The organism is Streptomyces sp. NPDC001492 (genome assembly GCF_053597275.1).
Map to the genome: position 1 here is coordinate 1 of NZ_JBSFHW010000011.1, position 22,850 is coordinate 22,850.

The window sequence follows — 22,850 nt, forward strand, 5'->3', positions numbered from 1 at the left end:
GTCAGCCCGCCACCCTGCGCGTACCGCATACCACCGGCCTACCGCAGGGATCAGCACCCGTCACCACCCCCGACAACAACCCGAAGAGGTCAGTAGGTGGACAGGCCGCCAGGCACCATGAGCTCCCTTGTTCATCGTTACGGGAACAGCAAGCCGCGCCCCCAACCCGGTTCGTCGTGGGCTGGGGGCGGGCTGAGGGGTGTTGACGGCGGGCGGACGCGTCCGGTTGGGCGGGTTTGCCGACGCGTCGGGTCATGCTGTCACTGGATCGTCCAAGCCTGGTTGGACTGGTTCAGGGGCATGTACTGACTGACGGTGGCTCCGTTGGCCGTCGATCCGCCACCGACCTCCAGGACCTGCCTGCTCTCGAAGTTGCGGATGACGTACCCGCCGCTGACCGGCTCGAAGTACCACAGCTGGTTGCTGCCGCCGTTGTAGGTGTACTGCTGGAGCGCGGTCCCCCTCCAGTGACTTGAGCCGCTGATGTCGAGGACCTTGCCGCTGTTGCGGTTCACGATCCTGAAGAGCTGACCGCTGACCGGGACGAAGCTCCACTGCTGGTTGGTGCCGCCGTTGCTCGGCCACTGGACGACGCTCCCGCCGTCGGCGGTGGAGTTCTGGTACACGTCCATCAGCTGTCCGCTGTTGACGTTCTTGATCGTGTAGTACGTCGACGGGTTGGTGTTCGGCGTACCGGTTGCGTCCTCCAGCGCCCCGCCGGCCTGCTGCACGCTGAAGTCCGCGATGAAGAAGTACGCGCCGTCGGTCTTGGCGACCCGTACGTAGCGGAACTTCTGGCGGACGTCGATGTTGCCCGTGAGGGTCGCGGCGAGCGGCAGGTTGTCCGTCTGGCGTCCCACGACGGTGTAGGTGCCGAAGGACGGGTCGTTGGAGGCCCGGATCTCGAAGTGGCCGCGGGTCTCGGACTGGTCCAGGTCCTGCCGGGTGGTCAGCGAGAACTGTCCGAGCTGGTAGGCCTGCCCGAGGTCGACCTGCCACCAGGCCGAGCTGTCGCTGCCGGTCGGCGACCAGCCGGTCGAGCCGTCGTTGTCGTTGGCGTTCGCGGCCGGCGTCCAGGAACCGTAGACCGACGACGCGGAGGCCGACTTGTTGTAGGCCAGGTTGAGCTTGGCGGCCAGCCCCTGGTAGGCGGACTCAAGACCGGAGGCCTTGATCACCGAGTCGCCGGACGAGGTGTTGTTGGTGAGCGTGACGTTGGAGCCGTTGCGGTTCTGGTTGATGAACCCGTCCGTGTGCGACAACACGTTGTTCGACAGGGTCATGTTGTCCGACCCCTCGTCCGTGTAGATGCCGGCCACGGCCGAGCCGCAAGCGGCCGGCGAACGCTCCACGTCGTGGATGTAGTTGCCGTTGATGACCGTGCCCGGGTCGTTGGACAGGTGATAGATGGCGGCGGAGTCGCACAGCCGGTTCATCACGTTGCCGATGCGGTTGTAGCTGATGCTGTTGTTGCCTTCGGCGTTGGCCGCCGCTTGCCAGCCCCAACCCAGTGAGATGGCGGCCCAGGGGGTGTCGGAGATGTCGTTGTGGTCGATGGTGGTGCTGTTGACGAAGCCCGCGTCGATGCCGGCGGTGCCCGGGTAGTCCTCGCCGATCCGGGTGATCAGGTTGTTCTTGACGGTGACGTTCTTGACGACCTCGCGGGCGTCCTCACCGGCCGGTGAAGTGGGCGGGTTGTAGACGGTGTGGTACTCCACGGTCGGGTCGGAGAACTTGCCGACCATGATGCCGTTGCCGGCGATGTCGTAGATGAGGTTGCCGGTCACGCTGCTGTCGTGCACTCCGTGGTGCAGGTCGAGAGCGCTGGCGCCCATCTGCGTGAAGGTGTTGCCGGTGAAGGAGAGCCGGTCGGCGTACGAGGCCTGGACCCCAGCTGGCGGACGGCCGACGTACTGGTGGTTGGAGGCGTCGGCGGAGAGGTTGTAGTTGCCGCCCTGGCCGTTGAGGTAGCCGTTGTCCGTCGGCTCCATCCACGTGGTCCCGGTGAAGGTGATCCCGGAGAAGCGCAGGTCGTGGGCGGGGCTGCCAAGGCTCGTGCCCTTGATGTCGAAGAGCGTCTGCATCATGGGCGCCTGCACGGTGGCCGTGGACATGTCCTCGCCGGGGCGGGGCTTGTAGTAGACGGTCTGCGCGGCCGTGTCGACGTAGAACTCGCCGGGTTCGTTGAGGAATTCGTGGGCGTTCTCGAAGTGCAGGGGAGAGCCGTCGGCGAGGACCGGGAAGGGCCGCTGGAACAGGATTCCCGCCTCGTGGTCCTGGATCGACACGCTGGCGATGCCGCCTGCGGAGTTCAACGACTTCAGCCGCAGGTAGCTCTCGCCCCACTGCGTCTCCAGCATCATCTCGACCTGGCTCAGGTGGTCCCAGTTGGAGACCTGGGAACTGAGCACCTTCAGCAGCTTGTTGGGCTTGTCGCTGCCCTGGAGCTGGAAGTCCGAGCCGACATCGGGGTAGCGGGCCCGAGTGGCGCGGGCGCCGTTGACGTACAGCTGCCGGAAGTTGAGGCTGCCCACGGACGCCTTGTACTCGCCGTTCGCGGCCGCGGTCCAGCCGGTGATCGACTTGCCGCCGGTGATCACCGGGGTCTCGCCGTTGTACGCCTGGTAGACGACCGTGTGGCCGTTCGTGCCCGAGTCGCTTGTGCCGAAGCTGATCGGGGCGGTGAGGGGGTAGGTGCCTCCGCGCAGGTTCACCACGATGTCGTCGGACATGTTCGCGTTCACGGCCCGCACCGCGGCCTTGGCGGCCTGGATGGTCTTGAAGGCGGAGGCGGTGCTGGTTCCTGAGTTGCTGTCACTGCCGTTGACAGGGTCCACGTAGAAGTTCGTCGTGGCCGCGTAGGCGGGTTGGGCGGGCAGTACGGCCGCGAAGACGACAGCAGCCGCTGCGAGCGCCTTGACCGTCCCCGCGCCGATGCGTAGGGGTCTCATCTGTGGTGTGTCCCTCCTCGAACCCCCGGTTTCTTATGAGTTGCATTTATCGGTGCAACAAGGCGGGTCGGTCAAGACGATAGGCACGCCTATTTTTCACTGATGCAACAAGCGGGATATGTCGAGGCCTCAGTCGCGCGTGGCGCCCACCAGCTCGAAGTGGGAAAAAATCCCAGGTGAGGATGGGATGGTGGGGGAGATCGGCCGCCGACCGAGTCCCTCCCCGGCCACTCCACCGAAACCATCATTCAGAGAATGAGTAGTACTCATTTTGCTCCTGGGTGCTCCGGCTGGGCTCTACCCCGACTTCTCTGCGAAACATGGCATGTATCGATAGAGCGAACCATTGACAAGCGGACATAACGGTCTCTCTGACGCTCTGTCCGAGCACTTTCATCCACGTAACTGTTGACACGGCGCAGTTACATCACTGAACTTCATCCGTAACTCAGCGCATGGAGCCCAGAGCCGCCCGAGACCGGGAGTGCAGCTATGCCGTCAGAAAGAAGACTGTCCCGTCGTACCCTGCTGGGCTCCGCGGCCGCCGCTGTGGCCGCGAGCGGGCTGCCCGTTGTTCCCGGCTTCTCCCGCCTGCTTCCTCAGGCGGCCGCCGCGGAGTTGCAGACCAGTCTCAGCAACCTGGTGAACATGCGGTTCGGCATGTTCAACCACTTCAACATGGGCACGTTCACCAACCAGGAGTGGGCCGCGCCGAACCAGGACCCGGCTCTGTTCGCGCCCACGGCGGTCGACTGTGCCCAGTGGGCGGCGGCCGCCGCGGCGGCGAAGATGAGCTACGGCGTCCTGACCACCAAGCACCACGACGGCTTCTGCCTGTGGCCCAGTGCCCACAACAGCTACAACGTCGCCAACAGCTCCTACAAGCACGACGTCGTCGCGCAGTACGTGACCGCCTTCCGGGCCCAGGGCCTGAAGGTCGGCCTGTACTTCTCCATCTGGGACCGCACTTACGACGTGCAGGCTTACGACACCCGCCACAAAGTCGCCTCCGACCAGGCCGTCCAGCCCGGCGACATCACTTACATCCTCAACCAGATCACCGAACTGCTCACCAACTACGGCACCATCGACATGTTCGTCACCGACGGCTACGCCTGGCAGATGGGCCAGCAGGCCGTCCCCTATCAGCGCATCAGGGAACATGTGAAGTCCCTGCAGCCCGACATCGTGATGATCGACCACGGCGGGCTGTCGGTGCCGTTCCTCGGCGACGCGATCTACTTCGAGGAGCCCCTCGGCATCACCTCACCCGCAGGCAACACTTACGCCTCGCTGCAGGGCCAGACGATCAGCAACGGGTGGTTCTGGCATCCGACGACGCCCACGACCGATCCGATGAGCAGGGACTCCATCCTCTCCCATCTGACGGACCTGGAGCCCAAGTACACCTCGTTCATCCTCAACTGCCCGCCCAACCGCAACGGTGTGCTGGACACCAACATCGTCAACCGGCTCTCCGAGGTCGGCGCCGCCTGGAGCGGCCCCGACACCTCCCGGCCGCCCCTGCCCGCCCAGATGCCCCGCGCCGAGCACCCGGTCACCCCCGTGGCCGCCTACGCCACCGACTACCACACCGGCGAAGGCCCCATGAACGCCATCGACGGTCTCAGCGACAAGGGCTTCGAGACCTGCTGGTCCACCTGGAGCCTCACACTGCCCCAGACCATCACCATCGACCTCGGCGGCGTGTGGAGCAACATCTCCACCCTGGAGTACCTGCCCAAGCAGTGGAACCGCACCAACACCACCGACGGTGACATCACCGCCTGCACCATCTCCACCAGCACCGACGGCACCACCTTCACCCAGGTCGCGACCGCCTCCTGGGCCGGCGACCGCATCACCAAAGTCGTCGAATGGCCTGCCGTCAACGCCGCCTTCGTCCGGATCCGGGTCACCGCCGCCACCGGCGGTTACGCCAACATCGGCAACCTGCGCATCGGAGGCCGCACCGCGACACCGACCCTGGTCTCCGCCCTTTTCCCCGGCAACGGAACCGTGTACCGCCTCGTCGCCCGCCACAGCGGCAAGGTCGCCGACGTCTCGGGTGCCAAGACCGCCAACAACACCGCCATCGTGCAGTGGCCCTGGCAGAACCACGCCAACCAGAAGTGGACGATAGCCCGGGCCGACTCCGGCTACTACAAGATCCGCAACGTCAACAGCGGCACACTCATGGAAATCGGCGGGCTCTCCCGTGTGAACGGCGGTGGCGCCGACATCTGGGGCGACGCCAACGCGCCCCAGCAGCACTGGGCCATCACCCCCACCGGCGACGGCTACTACCTCCTCACCAACCGGCTCAGCGGCCTGTCCCTCAACGTCGACAGCGGCTCCGCCGCCGACGGAGCCGCCATCAACCAGTGGGCCTACACCGCCGTCTCCCAGCAGCAGTGGCAGATCATCCCCTCGTAGGGCCGGGCGCCCGACGCACGCCTCCCGGACACCTGTCAGCCCAGGCGGAGCGCCCGCGTGTGCTCGATGCGTACGGCGTCCAGGGACCGGGAGTTGAGACCCAGGAGCCGCAGGATCGTCGGGGCGATCTGCGTGGTCCGCACCGAGTCGCCGACCCGCACCCCGTGCGGGGTGGCGGCGCCGGAGACGACGAGCGGGACGTCGAGGTCGTCGGCGTGGGCGCCCCCGTGCTCGGCGATCTTGCTCCTGCCGCCGGTGTAGACGACGCCGTACCGGGTGATGCCGAACAGGTCGGGCACGCGTGTGTCGCCCGCGCGGACGTGGAAGTAGCGGGCCGCATCAGCACCCGCGTACAGGGTCTTCAGGCCGGCGGACGTGAAGGGCTTGGCCGCACCGTCGATGCCGTTGCCGGTGCCGGACTGAGCGAGCAGGTACGCCTTGGCGAAGTCGGTGGCGGCCTTGGAGCGGTCGGTGAGCCAGAGGAGCATCGCGTCGTCGGCCACCGCATGCGCGACCAGGTCGCCGGCGCCCGGGTGGGCGGCCTTCCAGGCGGCGTCGAGCCCGTCCAGGAGGGCACCGTCGTCGATGCGGGTCAGCGCCTTCGGGTCGGTCGGCGACTGGCCGTGCTTGGCCGAGAGGACGACCGTCGTGCTGCGGTCCAGGTGCTGCTCGTGGAGTTCGGCGAGGAACGCCCCGACCTGCTGGTCGACGAAGTCGAGGTTCTTGGCGAGTAGCGGCCCGGGGACGCCCTTGGCCTGGTAGCCGCCCGTCAGCCCGTCGGAGGAGGGCAGCTTCTGGGCGGTCGACACCGACTGGAAGTTCATCCCGAAGACCGCGGGTGTGCCGACCCGGTGGGTGCGGCCGTGGTCGTAGCCGTCGATCTCGTTCAGCACGGCCCGCACCTTGTAGCCGTCGTACTGTTCGGTCGCCGCGTTGTCCTTCGTCCAGTCCTTGCCGGCGGGGTAGCCGACGGCCTGGCTGTTGATCTCCGGGGCGAACAGGTCCTGGATGCCGCTGCCGCTCGGGCCGTTGAGGATGTCGTAGGCGACGTGCTTGTCGGACCACGCGGTGCGCAGCCCGGCCTTGCGGGCCACGTCGAAGGCCGTGTTCACCTTCAGGTAGCCGTGCGGGTAGAGCGGCTCGCAGGTCTTCGGGTCGACCGGCAGCTTCGACGGGTCGATGAGGCTCGCGGCGTCTCCCGTCATCTTCAGGATGCTGCCGGGCAGTCCCGTAAGGCCCTGGCCGGCGTCGAGGGAGTCCTTGTTCTTGTCGAGGTCCTCGGTGAGGTCGACCTCGGCACCCGGCTCGGCGCCCGCGCAGGCGGTCGTGCCGGCCGGGAGGAGCGCGGTGTTGTAGGTGTCGTCGTAGTAGACGCCCGTGGTGCCCGGGTCGCCGCCGGTGAGCTGGCCGACCATGCCGGGGAACGAGTCGGAGGGGACGGTGGTTCTCGCGTGCGTGTACTCCACACCGCCGCGGGCGAGTCGGGCGAGCGCCGAGTCGGGGTGGCGGTCGATGTACCAGGCCAGGTCGGACTGGTGCAGGCCGTCGACGGACAGCAGCAGAACGTGCCGGGCGCGAGCGTGTACCTGCGCGGGAGCGTGTGCCGCGGCGGGCGTGGTGGCCGTGGCGGTGAGGGCGCCCGCGGCGGCGAGCGCGGCTGCGGCCGCGGTGACGGGACGGACTGGGCGTCGGAACAACGGTGCTCCTTGGTTGTACGGCGCGGGGGGCGGCGGCGAACCGTGCAAGGACATGTGAAGGGCGGAACGTGTACGGGAGCGGACGTACGCACCGGGTCCTGCCCAAGAAACGCATCGGCGCACGCAAAGAGGTGCGCTGCCCTCGGGCTCCGGCCGCACTCGGCGCAGGCGCCGTCATCGGGGGCGACCGCCGCCACCGGCACACCAGATGGCCGACCGCCGCGCACCGGGTCCCGGACAACTCCCTTACGGCCGAGGGGCCTTCCTCTCGGGGCGTGCCTGGCCTCAACGCCCCTGTGAGAGCAACTCGCCCGCGGCCCGCTCCACATCGTCCTCCGACACGAGCACCAACTGTGCCGCCTGGCCCAGCGGGACGAAGCTGTCGACGCTGGTGACCCGTCGGACGGCGCCGGTGAATCCGGCGTCGACCAGGGCGGTGACGACTCCCTCCGACACGCCTCCGGTACGGCGGGTCTCGTCGACCACGAGGACGCGGCCCGTCGCACGGGCTTCGCGCAGCAGGTCGTCGACGGGCAGGGGGGCCAGCCAGCGCAGGTCGACGACCCGGCAGTTGATGCCCTGGTGCTCCAGCCGGCGCGCGGCCCGCAATGAGATGCGCAGACCGTTGCCGAAGGTCACGAGGGTCAGATCCGTGCCTGTCCCATAGGTGCGGGCCCGGCCGATCGGTACGTGCTCGGCAGGCGGTGGGTAGGCCGTGAGCCAGGCGTTGTCACCGTCCGAGTGGAGATCCCGGGTGTGGTAGAGCGCGATCGGTTCGAGGAACGCGCTGATCGTGCCGTCCACCTTCGCCGCCGCCACGCAGGTGCGCAGCATCGCGGCGGCATCGTCGGGGCGGGACGGGGTGGCGATGACCAGGCCGGGAATGTCACGCAGGACACCCACCGCGTTGTCGTTGTGGAAGTGGCCGCCGAACCCGCGCTGGTAGCCGTAGCCGGCGATGCGCACCACGAGGGGGTTGCGGTACTGCCCCTGGGAGAAGAACTGCAACGTGGCTGCCTCGCCGCGCAGTTGGTCCTCGGCGTTGTGCAGGTACGCAAGGTACTGGATCTCCGCCACCGGCAGCAGCCCGGAAAGGCCCGCGCCCAGCGCGAGGCCGAGGATGGCCTGCTCGTCGAGGAGCGTGTCGAAGACCCGGGCGCTGCCGAAACGCCGCTGAAGGCCCCTGGTCAGTCCGTAGACCCCGCCCTTGCGGCCGACGTCCTCGCCGAAGACGACCATCTCCGGGTGGCTGCCGAGCAGGTCGGCGAGTGTGTGGGTGATGGCCTGGGCGACGGTGACGGGCTCGCCGACGGGCGCCGCGGACGCTTCGCTCGTACGGCGTGCCGCAGTCGCCACGAGGTCGGCGCGGCGGGGTGCGAGGGGGGCGGTGATCTGTGCGGCGGTGGTCAGGGGCTCGCTTTCCAGGGCCTCCTTGGCGACGGCGAACACCCGTTCGCCCACCTCGTCGTACCGGTCGAGAATTTCCTGCGGGGTGCGGACGCCCGTCGAGGTGAGCAGGCGGGCGGTGGCCAGCAGCGGGTCGCGTCGCAGGTCCGCGGCGACGTCGGAGGGCATCCGGTAGGCGGCTTCGGCGTCCGAGCCCGCATGGCCGAGGAAGCGCACCATCGACAGGTGCAGGAAGGCGGGCCGGCGGTGCTTGCGTACATGGGCCACCGCCTCGCGCGCGGTGTCGTAGGCGGCCTGCGGATCACAGCCGTCCGCGGCGAAGTAGGCGAGGGCGGGCCGGTCGCCGTAGGCGCGCCGCACCCAGTCGGGCGGGGTCGGCACGCTGATGCCCAGGCCGTTGTCCTCGCAGACGAACAGGAGGGGCATCGGCAGGCCCTGGTAGGCGGCGTGGCAGGCGCTGTTGATGGCGCCCGCCGCCGTGGAGTGGTTGACCGAGGCGTCACCGAAGGAACAGCACACGACGGCGTCGGCGGGCCAGGCGCACTCGGTCCCGAGCCGCCTGGCGCGGGCGATGCTCCACGCCACTCCGACCGCCCGCGGCAGGTGGGAGGCGATGGTCGAGGTCTGCGGGACGACGGCCAGTTCGCGGCGCCCGTACACCTTGTGCCGCCCGCCGGCGATCGGCTCCTCGGCCCCCGCGGCCACCCCCAGCAGCATGTCGCTGACTGCGTCGACGCCGCCGGCCTGCCTTGCGCGGGCGCAGTAGAAGGCACCGGAGCGGTAGTGCAGCAACGCCGGGTCGGTGGGCCGCAGCGCGAGAGCGAGCGCGGCGTTGCCCTCGTGCCCGCTCGATCCGATGGTGTAGTAGCCGCGCCCTTGCTGCTGCATCCAGCGCGCCGCGGCGTCGGTGTGCCGGCTCTCCAGCTGGGCGTCGAACAGGTCCAGTGCGGTACGGGAGTCCAACGAGCCCGCGGTCCGGGCGGCAGACCGCAGACCGGCCACCGCCTCGCGGAAGTGCCGGTCCAGGTCCTCGACGCCGCTCACAGGCGGAACGCCATGTCGGGTTCGAGCGCGGCCACGTCCATCTGCGCCTTCTGGAGCCGGCCGGAGTGGTCCCAGTTCATCGACTGCCAGCGGGTGAACTGGTCGAGCACCCACTGCCCCGACTGGCGGGAGCCGTTGCCCGACTTGCCGTTGCCGCCGAACGGCAGGTGCGCCTCGGCTCCGGAGGTGGTGTTGTTGACGCTGACCATGCCCGCGGAGATGCCGCGCCGGTACGTCCACACCTCGTGCGGATCGGTGGTGTAGATCGCGGCCGACAGCCCGTAGCCGTGGGCGTTGGCCAGATCGAGGGCCTCGTCGAAGGTCCGGTATGTCGTCACTCCGACGATGGGGCCGAAGGTCTCGTTGAGGAACAGGTCGTCGTCGCGGCGCACTCCGTCGACGATCACCGGGTGGTAGAACATGCCGGATTCCGGGTCTCCTACGAAGCCCTTGCGCGGATTGTCGGCCGTGATCCGGCCGATGCCGTCGGACCCGTAGGTGCGGTGGTGGTCCTTGATCCAGCCGAGGAAGGTCTCGTAGCGCTGCGCGAACCGCTCGTCGAGCATCGGGCCGTACAGGACGTCCTCGAAGGCGTCGCCGATCCGGGCCGCGCGGCTCGCGGCGTCGAAACGGGCGAGGAAGTCCTCGTGCACGGACTCGTGCACGATGAGCGTCCCGAGCGAGGTGCAGCGCTGGCCCGCGGTACCGAATCCGGAGAACAACGCCCCCTCCACCGCCAGGTCGAGGTCGGCGCTGGGGGTGACCACCTGGGGGTTCTTCCCGCCCAGCTCCAGACACGGGGTCTGCAGGTGGCTGCCGCACAGGGCGCCGATCTTCTGCCCGACCAGCGTCGACCCGGTGAAGCCGACCTTGTCCACCAGCCCGGCGTCCAGGGATGCCTCCAGACCGGCGTACGTCTGCTCGCCGTCGGCCAGGACGAGGTTGAGCACGCCGTCGGGCAGGCCGCCGCCGTGCACGAACAGATCGAAGAGGGCCTTGGCGCTCGCGGCGGCGTACTCGGCGGGTTTCCACACCACGGTGTTGCCGGTCACGAGGGCCGGCACGAGGTACCAGGCAGGTACGGCCACCGGGAAGTTGCCCGCCGTGATCACCGCGACCGCGCCGACGGGGTTGCGGAAGGTGAACAGCTGCTTGTCGGGCATCTCCGAGGGCACCGTCTGCCCGTACAGCCGGCGGCCCTCGCCGAGGAAGAAGTCGCAGGTGTCGATGATCTCCTGCACCTCGCCGAGTGCCTCCGCGAGCGGTTTGCCGATCTCTTCGGTCACGATGCGGGCGAGCCGGTCCTTGTTGGCCTCGACGAGCCGGCCGATCTTCCCGATCGCGGATCCGCGCACCGGCGCCGGGACGTCGGCCCAGGACCGCTGCGCCGCCTTCGCGGCCTTGGCGGCCTCGACGAACGTCGAGGCGTCCCCGAGCGAGATCTCGGTGACCAGCTCGGCGGTACGGCCGGGATTGGGGCGTTGGAGAGTCCCGCCGGGAGCGCCGGCGACCGGGTGGCCGGCAACGATCGAGGCGACGGAACGGGCCATGACATTGCTCCTTGTCCGCTGGGGTGGGGCGGTGTCCGCAGGGAGGATCAGTGCAGGCCGGCAAGGACCCGGTCGAGTGCCCGCAGGGCGAGGCCGAGCTCGTCCTGGGTGATGGACAGGGCAGGACGGAAGCGCATCGAACGCTCACCGCACGGCAATGCGATCACCTGCTCCTCGGTGCGCAACCGGCGTACCGCCTCGTCACGGACGCCGCTGTCCGGCAGGTCGATGGCGGTCATCAGCCCGCGCCCCCGCGCGTTGGACGCCACCGCCGCGTGCCGGACCTCCAGATCACGCAGTTCGGCCAGGAACCACGATCCCACGGCGGACGCATGGGCCACCAGATCGTCCCGCTCGATGATTTCCATGATGCGCCGGGCGCGCACCATGTCGACCAGCCCGCCGCCCCAGGTCGAGTTGATCCGCCCGGAGACCCGCAGGACGTTGTCGGGGACCTGGTCGACCCGGCGGCCGGCCATGATGCCCCCGAGCTGGACCTTCTTGGCGAAGGCCACGATGTCCGGCTCCAGGCCGAGCTGCTGGTAGGCCCAGGTGGTGCCGGTGATGCCCACGCCGGTCTGCACCTCGTCGAGCACGAACAGCGCGTCGTACTCGTGGCAGAGCGCCTGCATCGCCCGCAGGAACTCGGAGCGCATGTGGTTGTCGCCGCCCTCGCCCTGGATCGGTTCGGCGATGAAGCAGGCGACGTCGTGCGGGTGGGCTTCGAACGCCCGCCGCGCCTGAGCGAGGGCCCTCTGTTCGGCCTCCTCCACCTCGGCGAGGTGGCGTTCGAGGGGGAAGCGCATCGCGGGTACGTCGATGCGGGGCCAGTCGAACTGAGGGAAGCGGGCCGTCTTGTTGGGCTCGGTGTTGGTCAGCGAAAGGGTGTAACCGCTACGGCCGTGGAAGGCGCGGCTGAGGTGGAGCACCTTGGTGCCGAGCTCGGGGGAGCGGCCCGCGGCCTCGTTGCGGCGGCTCTTCCAGTCGAACGCCGTCTTCAGCGCGTTCTCGACGGCGAGCGCCCCGCCCTCGACGAAGAACAGCCTGGGCAGCTCCGGGTCGCCCAGCACCCGGGCGAACGTCTCGACGAACTCCGCGTAGTGCGTGGTGTACATGTCGGGGTTGGCTGGCTTGTTGGCCGCCACCTGCGCGAGCAGGGTCATGAACTCCGGATCGTCCACGATGCCCGGCGCGTTGAGGCCCAGCGGAGCCGAGGCGAAGAACGAGTACAGGTCGAGGAACTTCTCACTGGTGCGTGCGTCCACGATCCACGAGCCGCGACTGGCGAGCGGATCCAGCACCAGCTTGAAACCGTCGGTGAGCACATGACGGCCGAGTCTCTCGTGCACCTCGCCCGGATGGATCGTCGACGCAGCAGCAACCGTCATGGGGCACCTACTCTCGATAGACGCGAACAGGAGATGTTTCGTCAGTCACGAGGAGTAACGAAAGTATCTTAGGCGTGTGGCCGATATAGCCGCAAGATTTCGTTCACGAGTAGATGCGAACGCCACCGGCGTCGGCATGGCCGCCGACTCGTCCGGCGTTACCGATCATGACTTAGGCCGATTGTCAGTGGTGCGTCCTACTCTCGCCATATGACCTACTGCGTCTGGCACAGGGGCCTCGGCATCACGCTCGATCTGACCGAGGCGGACCTCGGGCACCCCGAATACCCGCGGCTGCTCGACGAGATCTACGGCAATTACCAGCCGGACCTTCTGTACTGCCTGGAAGCCCATGAGGACGAGGGGTTCATCTGCCCCGGCTTCATGGCGATCCGCAAGGTCAACGGCCGCCCGCACGCCATGCACGTGGCCAAGGGGGAACGCCCCGAGACGAAGGCCGAAAGCGATCTCCACAAGGCGCTGCGGGAGTACACCGTCAAGGTCGCCGCGGGAGAGGGGTTCCGGGTCACGGGAGCGAAGGGGGCCGAGAGCGGAAAGAGGCGCACGGACGTGACCGTGGAAGGCGGCGACAGTCACCGGCTCGCGTACGAAATACAGCTTGCGGCCATAGCCGGCGGTTCGGTCGACGAGCGCACCCGCAGCGCGTTCCGGGACGGCCTCACCCCGCTGTGGCTCGTCAACAACGAGAACGCGATCCCCATCGACCGCGCCCCCTGGGCCCGGCTGAACGTGCAGAGCTGGCGGGACGTGACCGACCGTGCGGCCCTGCCGGTGCGCGGCGGCGTCAAGCAACTGCACATGTCCCGCTGCGACTGGAGCAATCCGGTGCCGTGCCCGCAGCAGGGTGCCGGCCGCTGCGGCGGCCGGCACGCGCTGTGGGAACCCGTCCGCGGCCTCTACTACGACGACGTCATCCGGCGTACGGCCACGGGCGAACTCGTCTCGCTCTACCTGCCCCACCCGGCGGGCCGGCGCGGCTGGCACATGTGGGTCACCCCCACGGACAAGGACGAGTTCCTCGAAGGCCGCCCCGAACCCCTGCCCGGCCAGTCGGCGGTGCCCCGCGCGGGCGGGGTGGCGCTCGTGCCCACGCCTCGGGCCGGCGCGTGGGACGCCGGTGACCATCTGGAGGGAGGTCTTCGCGGCGAGCTCACCCGGGCGCGTGACGACGAACGGCCCATCGACGCCTCGCTGTGGCACACCGAGCCGGGATCGTCCGAATTCTCGCGGCCCTTCACCGTGGGCGAGTTCGCCATACCCGGCGATCTGGTGGCCGCCCGGCGGACCTTCACCCGGGCACTGGAGCACTCTGCGGACATCGCCGCGCGCCTGCCCAGCGGCGCGGACATAGCAGCCGGGCGCGCCGAGATCACCGGCGAGCAGCGGGAACGCCTCGCGGACGCCCGCGAGCGCTGCCGGCGTCTCGCCGAGGAGATGCACACGCACCCCTGGTGGGAGACGGTCGGCGACCGTCATGCCGCACGGGAGGCGCTGACGCAGGCCGCGACCCACGACACGGGATCCTGGACTTTTCGTCCAGAGGCTGGACCAGTAGTCTAAGCGGCATGGTTGACGAGCACGACCACGACGCCGAGCGGAATGCGATCCTCGCGGCCCTCGGACCGGTAGTCGACGGAATCGCGGCGACGTTCGGCCCGGTGTGCGAGGTGGTCCTGCACGACTACCGGCAGCCGGAGAAGTCGGTCGTCGCCGTCGCCGGCGAGGTGACCGGCCGCGCCGTCGGCGGGGCGATGAGCGAGATCGGCATGAAGGTGCTCGCCCGGGGCGACGAGGCGGCCGACGACCTGAACTACGTCACCCGCACCGCGGCCGGAAAGCTGGTCAAGTCGTCCACGATGGTGCTGCGCGACTCCACAGGAGCGGTGTTCGGCGCACTGTGCGTCAACGTGGACATCGGCGCGGTGCACGAGGCCCACGCCCTGCTCGGCGCACTCGCCGGCCTGGGCGCGGGGGCCGCCGAGCCGCCGGTCACGGCCTTCGGCAACGACATCGACTCCGTGGTGGACGCCATCCTCGACGCCCACCGGCTCGGGCAGAAACAGAGCTGGGCCGCACTGGGGCGCGCCGAGCGCCTCGACCTGTTCCGCAGGCTCGACGAACACGGCGTGTTCGCCGTGCGCCGCGCCATCGAGCAGGTCGCCGCCCGGCTCGGTATCTCCCGCGCCTCCGCCTACAGCTATCTCGCCCAGGCCCGAGCCACCACCGACCCGACCCCCGCTGGAGGACACGCGTGACGACCACCACCCCGCCGGTCACCCTCGACACCGTCCGCGACGCCGCCGACCGGCTCAAGGGCGTCGCCCACCGCACCCCCGTACTGCGCTCCCGCACCCTCGACGAGCTCGTCGGCGCCGAGGTCTTCCTCAAGTGCGAGAACTTCCAGCGTGTCGGCGCCTTCAAGTTCCGCGGCGCCTACAACGCGGCCTCCCGGCTCGCCCCCGAGCAGCTGGCCCGCGGCATCGCCGCCTACTCCTCCGGCAACCACGCCCAGGCCGTCGCCCTCGCCGCCCGCGAACTGGGCAGTACCGCCGTCATCGTCATGCCCGAGGACGCCCCGCGCTCCAAGGTGGAGGCGACCCTCGGCTACGGCGCCGAGATCGTGACGTACGACCGCTACACCGAGGACCGCGTCGCCGTCGGCCGGGCCCTGGCCGACGAGCGGGGCCTCGCTCTCATCCCGCCCTACGAGCACCCGCACGTGATGGCCGGGCAGGGCACGGCCGCCCTCGAACTCCTCGAAGAGACAGGGGAGTTGGACGCACTGATCGTGCCCGTCGGCGGCGGCGGACTGATCGCCGGGTCCGCCACCGCGGCCAAGGGGCTGCACCCCGGGGTCCGGGTGCTCGGCGTCGAACCGGAGGCCGGGGACGACACCAAGCGTTCCCTGGAGGCGGGCCGGCGCGTCAGCATCCCCGTGCCGCGCACGATCGCCGACGGGCAGGCCCTGGACACGCCCGGCGAGCTGACGTTCTCCGTCAACCGGCGGCTCGTCGACGGCATCGCCCTCGTCTCCGACGACGAGATCCGCGAGGCCATGCGGTTCGCCTTCGAGCGGCTGAAGATCGTCGTAGAGCCCAGTGGGGCCACACCGATCGCCGCCCTGCTCGCCGGGCGTGCGGGCTCCCTTCCGCGCCGTATCGGCGTCATCGTCTCCGGCGGAAACGTGGACGCGGACCGCTTCGCCCGGCTGTGCGGCCGGGCGCCGGCGTCATGACCAGAACTCGTTGCCCTTGTCGATGTCCTCGACGCACTCGTCGAGGTCGGTGATCTTGTCCCCGACGATCCGGAAGACGATGCCACCGGTCTCGTCGATGCGCTTGTCGCCCCGCTGGGCGGTGAAGTGGTGCATGGAGACCGCGTGACCCCTGCCGTCCACGAGAATGTTGCGCAGCTCGACCTTCAGGGTTCCGTTCGTTTCCTCGAAGAGCCGCCGGTACATGTCGATGACCGCGTCGGTGCCTTTGAAGTCGCCGGACAGCGGGTGGCTTCCGGGCACGTGGTGCGTGGCGTCGCCCGACATCAGCGAGCGCAGGGTGTCCATGTCGCCGCGCGTGAAGGCCTCATAGCCCTTGCGGACGAGTTGTGCGTGGGGGTGTTCAGCCACGGTGATCGCCACCTTTCTGGGTGGTTCGGCGAAGCGGCCTCGCACCATTCTCCGCTCGTTCGACCGAGTTGTCCGCTCGTCGACGTTTTCTCCGTATCCCGGATGGCGGTCCCGGCTGGAGCGGCGGACGATGGTGGGGTGGGCGGGGCTCGCAAGGAAGGGAGCCGTCATGCTTGAGATCAAGGCCGTCGAGAAGCCCGACGAGCGGCGCGATTTCCCGCGCGGACACCTCGAAGCCGTCCATATGACCGGACTCGACTTCGCGGTGGGGACCTTCGAACCGGGCTGGAAGTGGTCGGAGTCCGTGGCACCCATCGCCGGGACCAAGAGCTGCCAGGTCCATCACAACGGGTACTGCGTCTCCGGACGCATGCGCCTGCGCATGGACGACGGCGCCGAGCAGGAGGTCGGACCGGGCGACGTGTTCGTGGTGTCGCCGGGCCACGACGCCTGGGTCGTCAGCGACGAACCGTGCGTGGTGTACGACTTCGCCGGCCAGATGGCGACGGAGTACGCGAAGAAGGGCTAGCGGTCACACCGGCAGCAGGCGCGCGACGAGCGCGCCCAGCTGCCGGGCGTTGCGGCACTCGTGCATCTCCACCAACTCGGCGTACTCCGGTGCGGCGGAGTCGCCCGTGCCCCACTGGGTGTGCGGCTCCGGGTTCAACCAGTAGACGCGGCGGGCCCGTTCGGCCACCTGCCGCACCGCCGACAGGTTCGGGTCGCTCATGTTCGTACGGGCGTCGCCCAGCACGAACACCGTCGTGCGCGGGCCCACGGCGTCGCCGTACCGCGCCGCGAACTCGCCCAGTGCGACGCCGTAGTCGCTGCTGCCGTGCCAGCCCGTGAGCGTCGCCTCCGCCCGGATGCGGGCGCCCAGCCCCTCCGGGTCGGCCGCACCATGATCGAGCAGCCGGGTCACCTCGTCGAGCCGGTTGACGAAGGCGAACACCCGCACCTTGCTGAACTGGTCGTGCAGCGCCTGCACCAGCAGCATCGTGAAGTCCGAGAACCCGGACACCGACCCCGACACGTCGCACAGCAGCACCAGTTCGGGCCGTACGGGACGGCGCCTGCGCAGCACCGGCTTCATCGGCACCCCGCCCGTGGAGAGGGAACCGCGCAGGGTGCGCCGCAGATCGATGCTGCCGCGGGAGGCGCGGCGCCGGCGGGCCGCGAGCCGGGTGGCCAGCTTGCGGGCCAGCGGCTGAACCGTCCTGCGCAACTCGGCGAGCTGGAGCTTCCCGGCGTACAGGAAGTCGACCCGGTCGGGCGTGGTGGCCACCGCGCGCCGCGCGAGCTCGTCCCGGTCGCGCTGCTCGGCGATCCGGCGCCGCGCCTCCACGGCCACCTGTCTGCGGAAGGTCTCGATGCGCCGCCGGATCTCGTCGTCGAGCAGCCTGTCGGCGAACCCGGAACTGCCGGTGCGCGCCTGGACGTCCTCGCGGACACGGGCCAGCAGCGTCTGCGGGCGGAGCCGGTCGAGCGCCTGGTACGACGACCAGCCCTGCGACCCGGGTGACGCACCGTATCCGCCGAACCCGTCGACCGCCTCCGCCGCCAGCCGCCCCATCAGGACGACGTCGCCCGCGGCGAGTGCGGCGGTGAGCCGTTCCCGCAGGTCGTCCCGGTCCGCGGCCTGAGTCTCCGGCCCGCCGACGCCCCGCGGGAAGTACAGGTCGAAGACCGGGTCGAACACCTGCCGCTGCACCGCGCCGTGCAGCAGCGTCGCGGCCAGTCCCTCGCGCAACAGCTCACGGTCGGCCATGCCCAGCGCCGCCACCGCCTGCGCCGCGTCCACGGTCTCACCCGTGCCGATCCGCATGCCGTGCGCGCGCAGCGCCCCGACCAGCGAGGTGAGGCGCTCCGCCACTCCGGGGGCGGTCACACGGCGTCCAGGTCCAGCTTGGCGGCCGCCTTGAGGACGTCGTCCTGGTGCTTGAGCAGGACGCCGAGGCTGTCGCGTACGACGTTCTCGTCGAGGGTGTCGGCGCCGAGTGCGAGCAGGGTGCGCGCCCAGTCGATCGTCTCGGCGACCGAGGGCACCTTGCGCAGGTCCATCGCGCGCAGTGCACCGACCACCCGCACCACCGAGTCGGCCAGCGCCTCGTCCAGACCGGGCACCTTCAGCCGTACGATCCGGCGCTCCAGCTCCTGATCGGGGAAGCCGATGTGCAGGAACAGGCAGCGTCGGCGCAGGGCCTCGGACAGCTCGCGGCTCGCGTTCGAGGTCAGGACGACGAAGGGCCGGCGGGTCGCGGAGATCGTGCCCAGCTCGGGAACCGTGACCTGGAAGTCGCTCAGCACCTCCAGGAGCAGGCCCTCCACCTCGACGTCCGCCTTGTCGGTCTCGTCGATCAGCAGCACCTTGGGGTCGTCGCCGCGGATGGCGGTGAGCAGGGGGCGGGTGAGCAGGAACTCCTCGCTGAAGATGTCCGTGCGGGTCTCGTCCCAGGTCTCGTCGCGGCCCGCGCTGATCCGCAGCAGCTGCTTGGCGTGGTTCCACTCGTACAGCGCCCGGGACTCGTCGACGCCCTCGTAGCACTGCAGCCGGACCAGACGCGCGCCCGCCACCTCGGCCACGGCCTTGGCGAGCTCCGTCTTGCCGACCCCGGCGGGGCCCTCCACCAGCAGCGGCTTGCCCAGACGGTCGGCGAGGAAGACGGTCGTGGCGACCGCGGGCGAGGCGAGATAGCCGGTGGTGGCCAACCGTGCGGAGACGTCGTCGACGGATGAGAACAGCAACGGGGCCTCCAGCTCGGCATGGGTCGGATCTACTATCTAAGCGCTTGTTCACCCCCTCTGTCACGCAAAATGTGGGGCGGCCGGCCATGCGCGCAGCACCCGTCGGGTCGTGCTGGGGCACCAGCCGGCGGTAAGTCGCCGCCGCCTTCGAAGCCGGTGTCAGTGGCGCCTTGTACGTTTCGGGCATGGGGATCTATCTGGTCAGTGTCGATGCGCAGGAGTGGTTCGACGAGGACGAGGAGCAGGGTGGCCGAGGAGCCGTCGCCTCGGCGCTCGACGAGGAGTTGAGACGGCGCGGTCTGCCGCCGTACACCTCGGTGCCGGAGGAGACGGATTTCGTGCGCGGCTCGGGGATGTCGTTCGAGGAGAAGCTGGTGCCTCCCATGGACGGCTTCAGCGCGCTGTGCCGCTCGCATCTGTCACGGGCCGAGGAGGAGGTGCTCTGCGGCTGGACACTGCTGGTGCCACTCTCCCTCGACGAGGAGATCTGGCTCCCCGTCAACTCCGCCTACACGGACGAGACGATGGTCGCCGGCGCTCCCCAGGTGCTCCGCCTCGCCGGGCGGCTGGCGACGGCCGTCGAACTCCCGGTGGACGAGATACCGCCGACCAACGACAACCTGGACCTGACCACGTGGTTCCTGGACGGACCGGCGAAGGACCTGGCCGCCGCCCGGCCCGGCCCATGGAGCGAGGACCTGGACACCGCGTTCTATGTGGCGCTGTATGTGCGGGCCGCCCAGCACTCGATGCGCCGCGGTTGCCCGATCGTCTACTGCTGACACGGACCCGGCGATGAAGGTGAAGAGAATCCCGGGACGGCGTTGAACACCATCCCGGGATTTCGTTGTGTCGGGTCATGCAGGGTCGTAGGAGGGATCCAGGTCTTGTTGGGTTTCCGGCGTGGCGGTGGGTTCGCCGCGGGTGTTGGAGGCGCGCAGCGCGATGGCTCCGGCCGCCAGGAGACAGAGGGCGCTGACGAGCAGGGCCCGCTGAAACCCCGCGGTGAGCGCCTCCGGCAGCGGGGTGTGGGCGGCCAGCAGGTGGCTGGTGCGGCTGGTCGCGATCCCACTGAACACCGCCAGGCCGAGCGCTGACCCGAGCTGGAAAGAGGTGGTGATCAGGGCCGCGGCCAATCCGGCCCGATCCTCCGGAACGCCCGCGTTCGCGGCCGTCTGCACACCGGCGTACAACATTCCCAGCCCGGCTCCCATGAGGACCAGCGGGGCGAGCAGGTTGCCGAGATAGGTGCCATCCACCGGGATGCGGGACAGCCACAGGATGCCACCGGCGGCGAGCAGCGCACCGGAGACGATGATCGGACGGGTACCGGTCCGGACGAACATCTTCGTCGCCACCGTCGACCCGAACCCGATGCCGACGCTCACCGGTACATACGAGAGCCCGGACTGCAGCTGGGAGTAGCCCAGGACGTTCTGCATGTACAGAGTGACGAAGAAGAACATCGAGTAGAACCCGGCCCACGCGATCACCTGGGTGGCATCTGCCGCGGCCAGGCCCTTGATCCGGAAGATCGACAGCGGGACCAGCGGATGGGCGCGCCGCTGCTCGTTGACCACGAAGGCGGCCATCAGCAACACCGAGGCGGCCAGCCCGCCGACGGTGCGGCCCGCACCCCAGCCCTCGTCCGGCGCCTTCACCAGCGTGAAGATCAGCAGCAGCATGCCGGCGGTGACCAGCACCGCGCCCACCACGTCGAAACCGCCCGGCACGGGCCGGCCGTCGTCGGGCTGCAGAATCCGGAACGCCCCGAACAGCACCAGCGCGCACAGTGGGAGGTTCACGAAGAACACCCACCGCCAGCCGAAGTCCTGGGTGAGCAGCCCGCCGAAGAGCAGACCGACCGCGGAGGCCATCCCGCTGATCCCGGCCCACACGCCCAGCGCCTTGTGCCGGTCGGAGTCCTGGAACGTGGTGGTCAGGACGGACAGCGCGGCCGGGGACATCATCGCCGCCCCGAGGCCCTGGGCGAGCCGGGCGCCGACCAGCAAACCCTGGTTCTCGGCCAACCCGCAGGCCAGCGAGGAGGCAGCGAACAGCGCGGTCCCGGCGATCAGCATCCGCCGCCGCCCCAGCAGGTCCCCGGCCCGACCGCCCAGCAGCAGGAACCCGCCGTAGGTGATCAGATAGCCGCTGACCACCCACTGCAGGTTCTGCACCGAGAACCCCAGATGCGTACGGATGGTGGGCAGCGCGACGTTCACGATCGCGCCGTCCATGACGTCCAGGAACGTCACCGCGCACAGCAGCGCCAGCGTGACCCTGCCGCGCCCGGTCGCCAGGAACGACCCCCGCGGCGGTGCCGTCGATGCGGTCATGGCGTCGCTCACGACCCGGCCGCTTCCAGCACGGGGCCGACCTCGACCCCGCCGCCGACCCGCAGCACCGGGCAGTCCTTGGCCAGCGCCAGTGCGCGGTCCATGTCCTCGGCGGACACCACCGAGTAGGCGACCATCCGGGAGTCGCTGCCGCCGACCTCGCCGAGCGAGGCGTAATCGGTCACCGCGTTGCCGATGTCCACCAGGGCCGATCCCAGCCCGCCGAACCAGGCCTGCCACTCGGCCGGCGTCCCGGCGTGGGGCTGGTAGCCGGAGGGCACACGGAAGGAGAAAACGTACTTGGCCATGATCTGTGGTCCTGTTCCGGTTCCGGGGCGCGTCCCCGACTGGGACCGCCTCCAACCGGGTAGACGTCGGCGCCCGCCCGAAATTGGTCGGCGCGCCACCGCCCAATTCGCCGGACCGGTGGCGTCTTCATCGTTGAGCGAGCCGAACGCATCGTGGAACGGGCCGAACGCACCCGACGGAAGAAAGAGCGAGGATGCATGCCGATGGAGAGGGACACGACGGACCTGATCGCGCGGGCCCGGGCCGGCGACCACCAGGCGTTCCGCGACCTGGTACAGGGCCACTCCCACGAGCTGCAGGTGCACTGCTACCGCATCCTGGGGTCCCTGCAGGACGCCGAGGACGCGCTCCAGGAGACCCTCGTGTCGGCCTGGCGTAACCTCGGCGAGTTCGGCGAGCGGTCCTCGCTCCGGACCTGGCTCTACAAGATCGCGACCAATCGGTGCCTGAGCATGCTGCGCGCCAATGGCCGGCGCCCCCGCATCGCTGCCCCGCTGCCCGACACCGACCTGCCCGAACCCACCGGCGCCGGCGACGCCCCGGCCTGGCTGGAGCCCTACCCCGACGTCCTGCTCGACCACCTCGTCGACCGGCGCCCCGGGCCGGAGGCCCGCTACGAGACCACCGAGGCCATCTCGTTGGCCTTCATCACCGCCCTGCAACTGCTGCCACCACGCCAACGCGCCGCCCTCGTCCTCCGCGACGTCCTGGGCTACCACGCAGCCGAAGTCGCCCAGATGCTCGGCACCACCCAGGAAGCCGTGAGCAGCGCGCTGAAACGCGCCCGCGCCACCGTCGACAACCACCTCGCCGACCCCAGCGGCAGCGGCAACGTCAGCCTCAGCTCCGCGCCCCGATCCGACACCGCCGCCGAACAGCGGCTCGTCGCCCGGTTCACCGACGCCATGGAACGCGCCGACCTGGACGCCCTGATCGCACTGCTCGTCACCGACGTGAGACTCTCCATGCCCCCGGCCCTGCTGGAGTGCCGCGGCATCGACACAGCCCGGCGCATCCTGGCCGCCGTCACCTTCCGCCCCGGTCGCGCCTACCGCGCGGTCCCCACCCGCGCCAACGGCCAGCCGGCCTTCGGTATGTACCTGGCGGACCCGCACACCGGTGTCTACCGCGTCTACTGCCTCCTGGTCCTCACCACCGCCGTCGACCACATCACAGCCATCACCAGCTTCAGCACCGACGTCATGACGCGCTTCGGACTGCCCCGAACCCTCCCCGAAACGGAGTGACAGCCTTCGGGCGCCCCCTGTTGTCCGGCGCCCGAAGGCGGAGGTGCCGGAGCGGCAGCCACCGCCCGGCGCTGCAGGGCAGTCGTCCTGT

At 69.6% G+C, this 22,850-nt stretch carries 17 protein-coding genes; 7 read left to right on the plus strand and 10 right to left on the minus strand.

Features of this window, described 5'->3' with window-relative positions; translation table 11 throughout:
- Positions 1–260 precede the first annotated feature (260 nt).
- On the minus strand, positions 261–2,951 hold the full coding sequence (locus ACWC1K_RS16130) for an RICIN domain-containing protein (RefSeq protein WP_450831832.1): 2,691 nt from the start codon (positions 2,949–2,951) through the stop codon (positions 261–263).
- A 492-nt stretch (positions 2,952–3,443) separates the two neighbouring features.
- Here ACWC1K_RS16130 and ACWC1K_RS16135 point away from each other — a divergent pair, with 492 nt between their 5' ends.
- Positions 3,444–5,387, plus strand: a complete 1,944-nt coding sequence (locus tag ACWC1K_RS16135) for an RICIN domain-containing protein (protein WP_450831833.1) — start codon at positions 3,444–3,446, stop codon at positions 5,385–5,387.
- A 35-nt stretch (positions 5,388–5,422) separates the two neighbouring features.
- Here the strand turns inward: ACWC1K_RS16135 and ACWC1K_RS16140 are convergent, their stop codons facing one another.
- The 4 genes from ACWC1K_RS16140 to lat all read right to left on the minus strand — a co-directional run bounded on the left by ACWC1K_RS16140 (position 5,423) and on the right by lat (position 12,473).
- Entirely contained in the window at positions 5,423–7,084 is a 1,662-nt protein-coding gene (locus ACWC1K_RS16140) for an alkaline phosphatase family protein (RefSeq protein WP_450831834.1), read from the minus strand.
- 285 nt (positions 7,085–7,369) lie between these two features.
- Complete coding sequence (locus tag ACWC1K_RS16145) at positions 7,370–9,535, minus strand: thiamine pyrophosphate-dependent enzyme (RefSeq protein WP_450831835.1); 2,166 nt, start codon at positions 9,533–9,535, stop codon at positions 7,370–7,372.
- Entirely contained in the window at positions 9,532–11,085 is a 1,554-nt protein-coding gene (locus ACWC1K_RS16150) for an aldehyde dehydrogenase family protein (protein ID WP_450831837.1), read from the minus strand. Before ACWC1K_RS16150 ends, ACWC1K_RS16145 begins: the two co-directional genes overlap by 4 nt.
- 47 nt (positions 11,086–11,132) lie before the next feature.
- Entirely contained in the window at positions 11,133–12,473 is a 1,341-nt protein-coding gene (gene lat, locus ACWC1K_RS16155) for an L-lysine 6-transaminase (protein WP_450831839.1), read from the minus strand.
- Between the two features lie 210 nt (positions 12,474–12,683).
- On the opposite strand from lat, the gene ACWC1K_RS16160 reads away from it, so the two are divergent.
- The 3 genes from ACWC1K_RS16160 to ACWC1K_RS16170 are packed head-to-tail and all read left to right on the plus strand — an operon-like array spanning position 12,684 to position 15,729.
- Positions 12,684–14,054, plus strand: a complete 1,371-nt coding sequence (locus ACWC1K_RS16160) for a competence protein CoiA family protein (RefSeq protein ID WP_450831841.1) — start codon at positions 12,684–12,686, stop codon at positions 14,052–14,054.
- Positions 14,055–14,059: 5 nt separating this feature from the next.
- Positions 14,060–14,749 (plus strand): helix-turn-helix transcriptional regulator, encoded by a 690-nt coding sequence (locus ACWC1K_RS16165; protein ID WP_450831842.1) that lies wholly within the window; start codon positions 14,060–14,062, stop codon positions 14,747–14,749.
- Positions 14,746–15,729, plus strand: a complete 984-nt coding sequence (locus tag ACWC1K_RS16170) for a threo-3-hydroxy-L-aspartate ammonia-lyase (protein WP_450831844.1) — start codon at positions 14,746–14,748, stop codon at positions 15,727–15,729. Before ACWC1K_RS16165 ends, ACWC1K_RS16170 begins: the two co-directional genes overlap by 4 nt.
- Here the strand turns inward: ACWC1K_RS16170 and ACWC1K_RS16175 are convergent.
- Entirely contained in the window at positions 15,724–16,119 is a 396-nt protein-coding gene (locus tag ACWC1K_RS16175; protein WP_450831846.1) for a nuclear transport factor 2 family protein, read from the minus strand. The two genes, ACWC1K_RS16170 and ACWC1K_RS16175, sit on opposite strands and share 6 nt — an antisense overlap.
- Before the next feature lie 169 nt (positions 16,120–16,288).
- Here ACWC1K_RS16175 and ACWC1K_RS16180 point away from each other — a divergent pair, with 169 nt between their 5' ends.
- On the plus strand, positions 16,289–16,648 hold the full coding sequence (locus tag ACWC1K_RS16180; RefSeq protein WP_351483510.1) for a cupin domain-containing protein: 360 nt from the start codon (positions 16,289–16,291) through the stop codon (positions 16,646–16,648).
- 3 nt (positions 16,649–16,651) lie between these two features.
- Here ACWC1K_RS16180 and ACWC1K_RS16185 read toward each other — a convergent pair whose 3' ends face one another.
- The gene (locus tag ACWC1K_RS16185) at positions 16,652–17,944 is read right to left on the minus strand and encodes a VWA domain-containing protein (protein WP_450832148.1); all 1,293 of its coding nucleotides are present in this window, start codon (positions 17,942–17,944) and stop codon (positions 16,652–16,654) included.
- A gap of 59 nt (positions 17,945–18,003) precedes the next feature.
- Positions 18,004–18,861 carry an AAA family ATPase gene (locus tag ACWC1K_RS16190; protein WP_450832150.1) on the minus strand — a complete coding sequence of 286 codons (858 nt, stop codon included), beginning with the start codon at positions 18,859–18,861 and terminating at the stop codon, positions 18,004–18,006.
- Between the two features lie 188 nt (positions 18,862–19,049).
- Between ACWC1K_RS16190 and ACWC1K_RS16195 the strand changes: the two genes are divergently transcribed.
- Positions 19,050–19,646 carry a hypothetical protein gene (locus ACWC1K_RS16195; RefSeq protein WP_450831847.1) on the plus strand — a complete coding sequence of 199 codons (597 nt, stop codon included), beginning with the start codon at positions 19,050–19,052 and terminating at the stop codon, positions 19,644–19,646.
- Positions 19,647–19,721: 75 nt separating this feature from the next.
- Here the strand turns inward: ACWC1K_RS16195 and ACWC1K_RS16200 are convergent, their stop codons facing one another.
- Both ACWC1K_RS16200 and ACWC1K_RS16205 read right to left on the minus strand, forming a co-directional pair.
- A complete protein-coding gene (locus ACWC1K_RS16200) occupies positions 19,722–21,203 on the minus strand; it encodes an MFS transporter (RefSeq protein WP_450831849.1) in 1,482 nt (493 codons plus the stop codon).
- An 8-nt stretch (positions 21,204–21,211) separates the two neighbouring features.
- Complete coding sequence (locus ACWC1K_RS16205) at positions 21,212–21,511, minus strand: hypothetical protein (protein ID WP_450831850.1); 300 nt, start codon at positions 21,509–21,511, stop codon at positions 21,212–21,214.
- A gap of 204 nt (positions 21,512–21,715) precedes the next feature.
- Between ACWC1K_RS16205 and ACWC1K_RS16210 the strand changes: the two genes are divergently transcribed.
- On the plus strand, positions 21,716–22,759 hold the full coding sequence (locus ACWC1K_RS16210; protein ID WP_450831852.1) for a sigma-70 family RNA polymerase sigma factor: 1,044 nt from the start codon (positions 21,716–21,718) through the stop codon (positions 22,757–22,759).
- Positions 22,760–22,850: the final 91 nt, after the last annotated feature.

What these genes read in the sequence shown, in the direction of transcription:
- ACWC1K_RS16130 (WP_450831832.1), bottom strand. Translation starts at nt 2,951, where the DNA reads ATGAGACCCCTACGCATCGGCGCGGGGACGGTCAAGGCGCTCGCAGCG.
- ACWC1K_RS16135 (WP_450831833.1), top strand. Translation starts at nt 3,444, where the DNA reads ATGCCGTCAGAAAGAAGACTGTCCCGTCGTACCCTGCTGGGCTCCGCG.
- ACWC1K_RS16150 (WP_450831837.1), bottom strand. Translation starts at nt 11,085, where the DNA reads ATGGCCCGTTCCGTCGCCTCGATCGTTGCCGGCCACCCGGTCGCCGGC.
- lat (WP_450831839.1), bottom strand. Translation starts at nt 12,473, where the DNA reads ATGACGGTTGCTGCTGCGTCGACGATCCATCCGGGCGAGGTGCACGAG.
- ACWC1K_RS16160 (WP_450831841.1), top strand. Translation starts at nt 12,684, where the DNA reads ATGACCTACTGCGTCTGGCACAGGGGCCTCGGCATCACGCTCGATCTG.
- ACWC1K_RS16165 (WP_450831842.1), top strand. Translation starts at nt 14,060, where the DNA reads ATGGTTGACGAGCACGACCACGACGCCGAGCGGAATGCGATCCTCGCG.
- ACWC1K_RS16180 (WP_351483510.1), top strand. Translation starts at nt 16,289, where the DNA reads ATGCTTGAGATCAAGGCCGTCGAGAAGCCCGACGAGCGGCGCGATTTC.
- ACWC1K_RS16185 (WP_450832148.1), bottom strand. Translation starts at nt 17,944, where the DNA reads ATGCGGATCGGCACGGGTGAGACCGTGGACGCGGCGCAGGCGGTGGCG.
- ACWC1K_RS16195 (WP_450831847.1), top strand. Translation starts at nt 19,050, where the DNA reads ATGGGGATCTATCTGGTCAGTGTCGATGCGCAGGAGTGGTTCGACGAG.
- ACWC1K_RS16200 (WP_450831849.1), bottom strand. Translation starts at nt 21,203, where the DNA reads ATGACCGCATCGACGGCACCGCCGCGGGGGTCGTTCCTGGCGACCGGG.
- ACWC1K_RS16205 (WP_450831850.1), bottom strand. Translation starts at nt 21,511, where the DNA reads ATGGCCAAGTACGTTTTCTCCTTCCGTGTGCCCTCCGGCTACCAGCCC.
- ACWC1K_RS16210 (WP_450831852.1), top strand. Translation starts at nt 21,716, where the DNA reads ATGGAGAGGGACACGACGGACCTGATCGCGCGGGCCCGGGCCGGCGAC.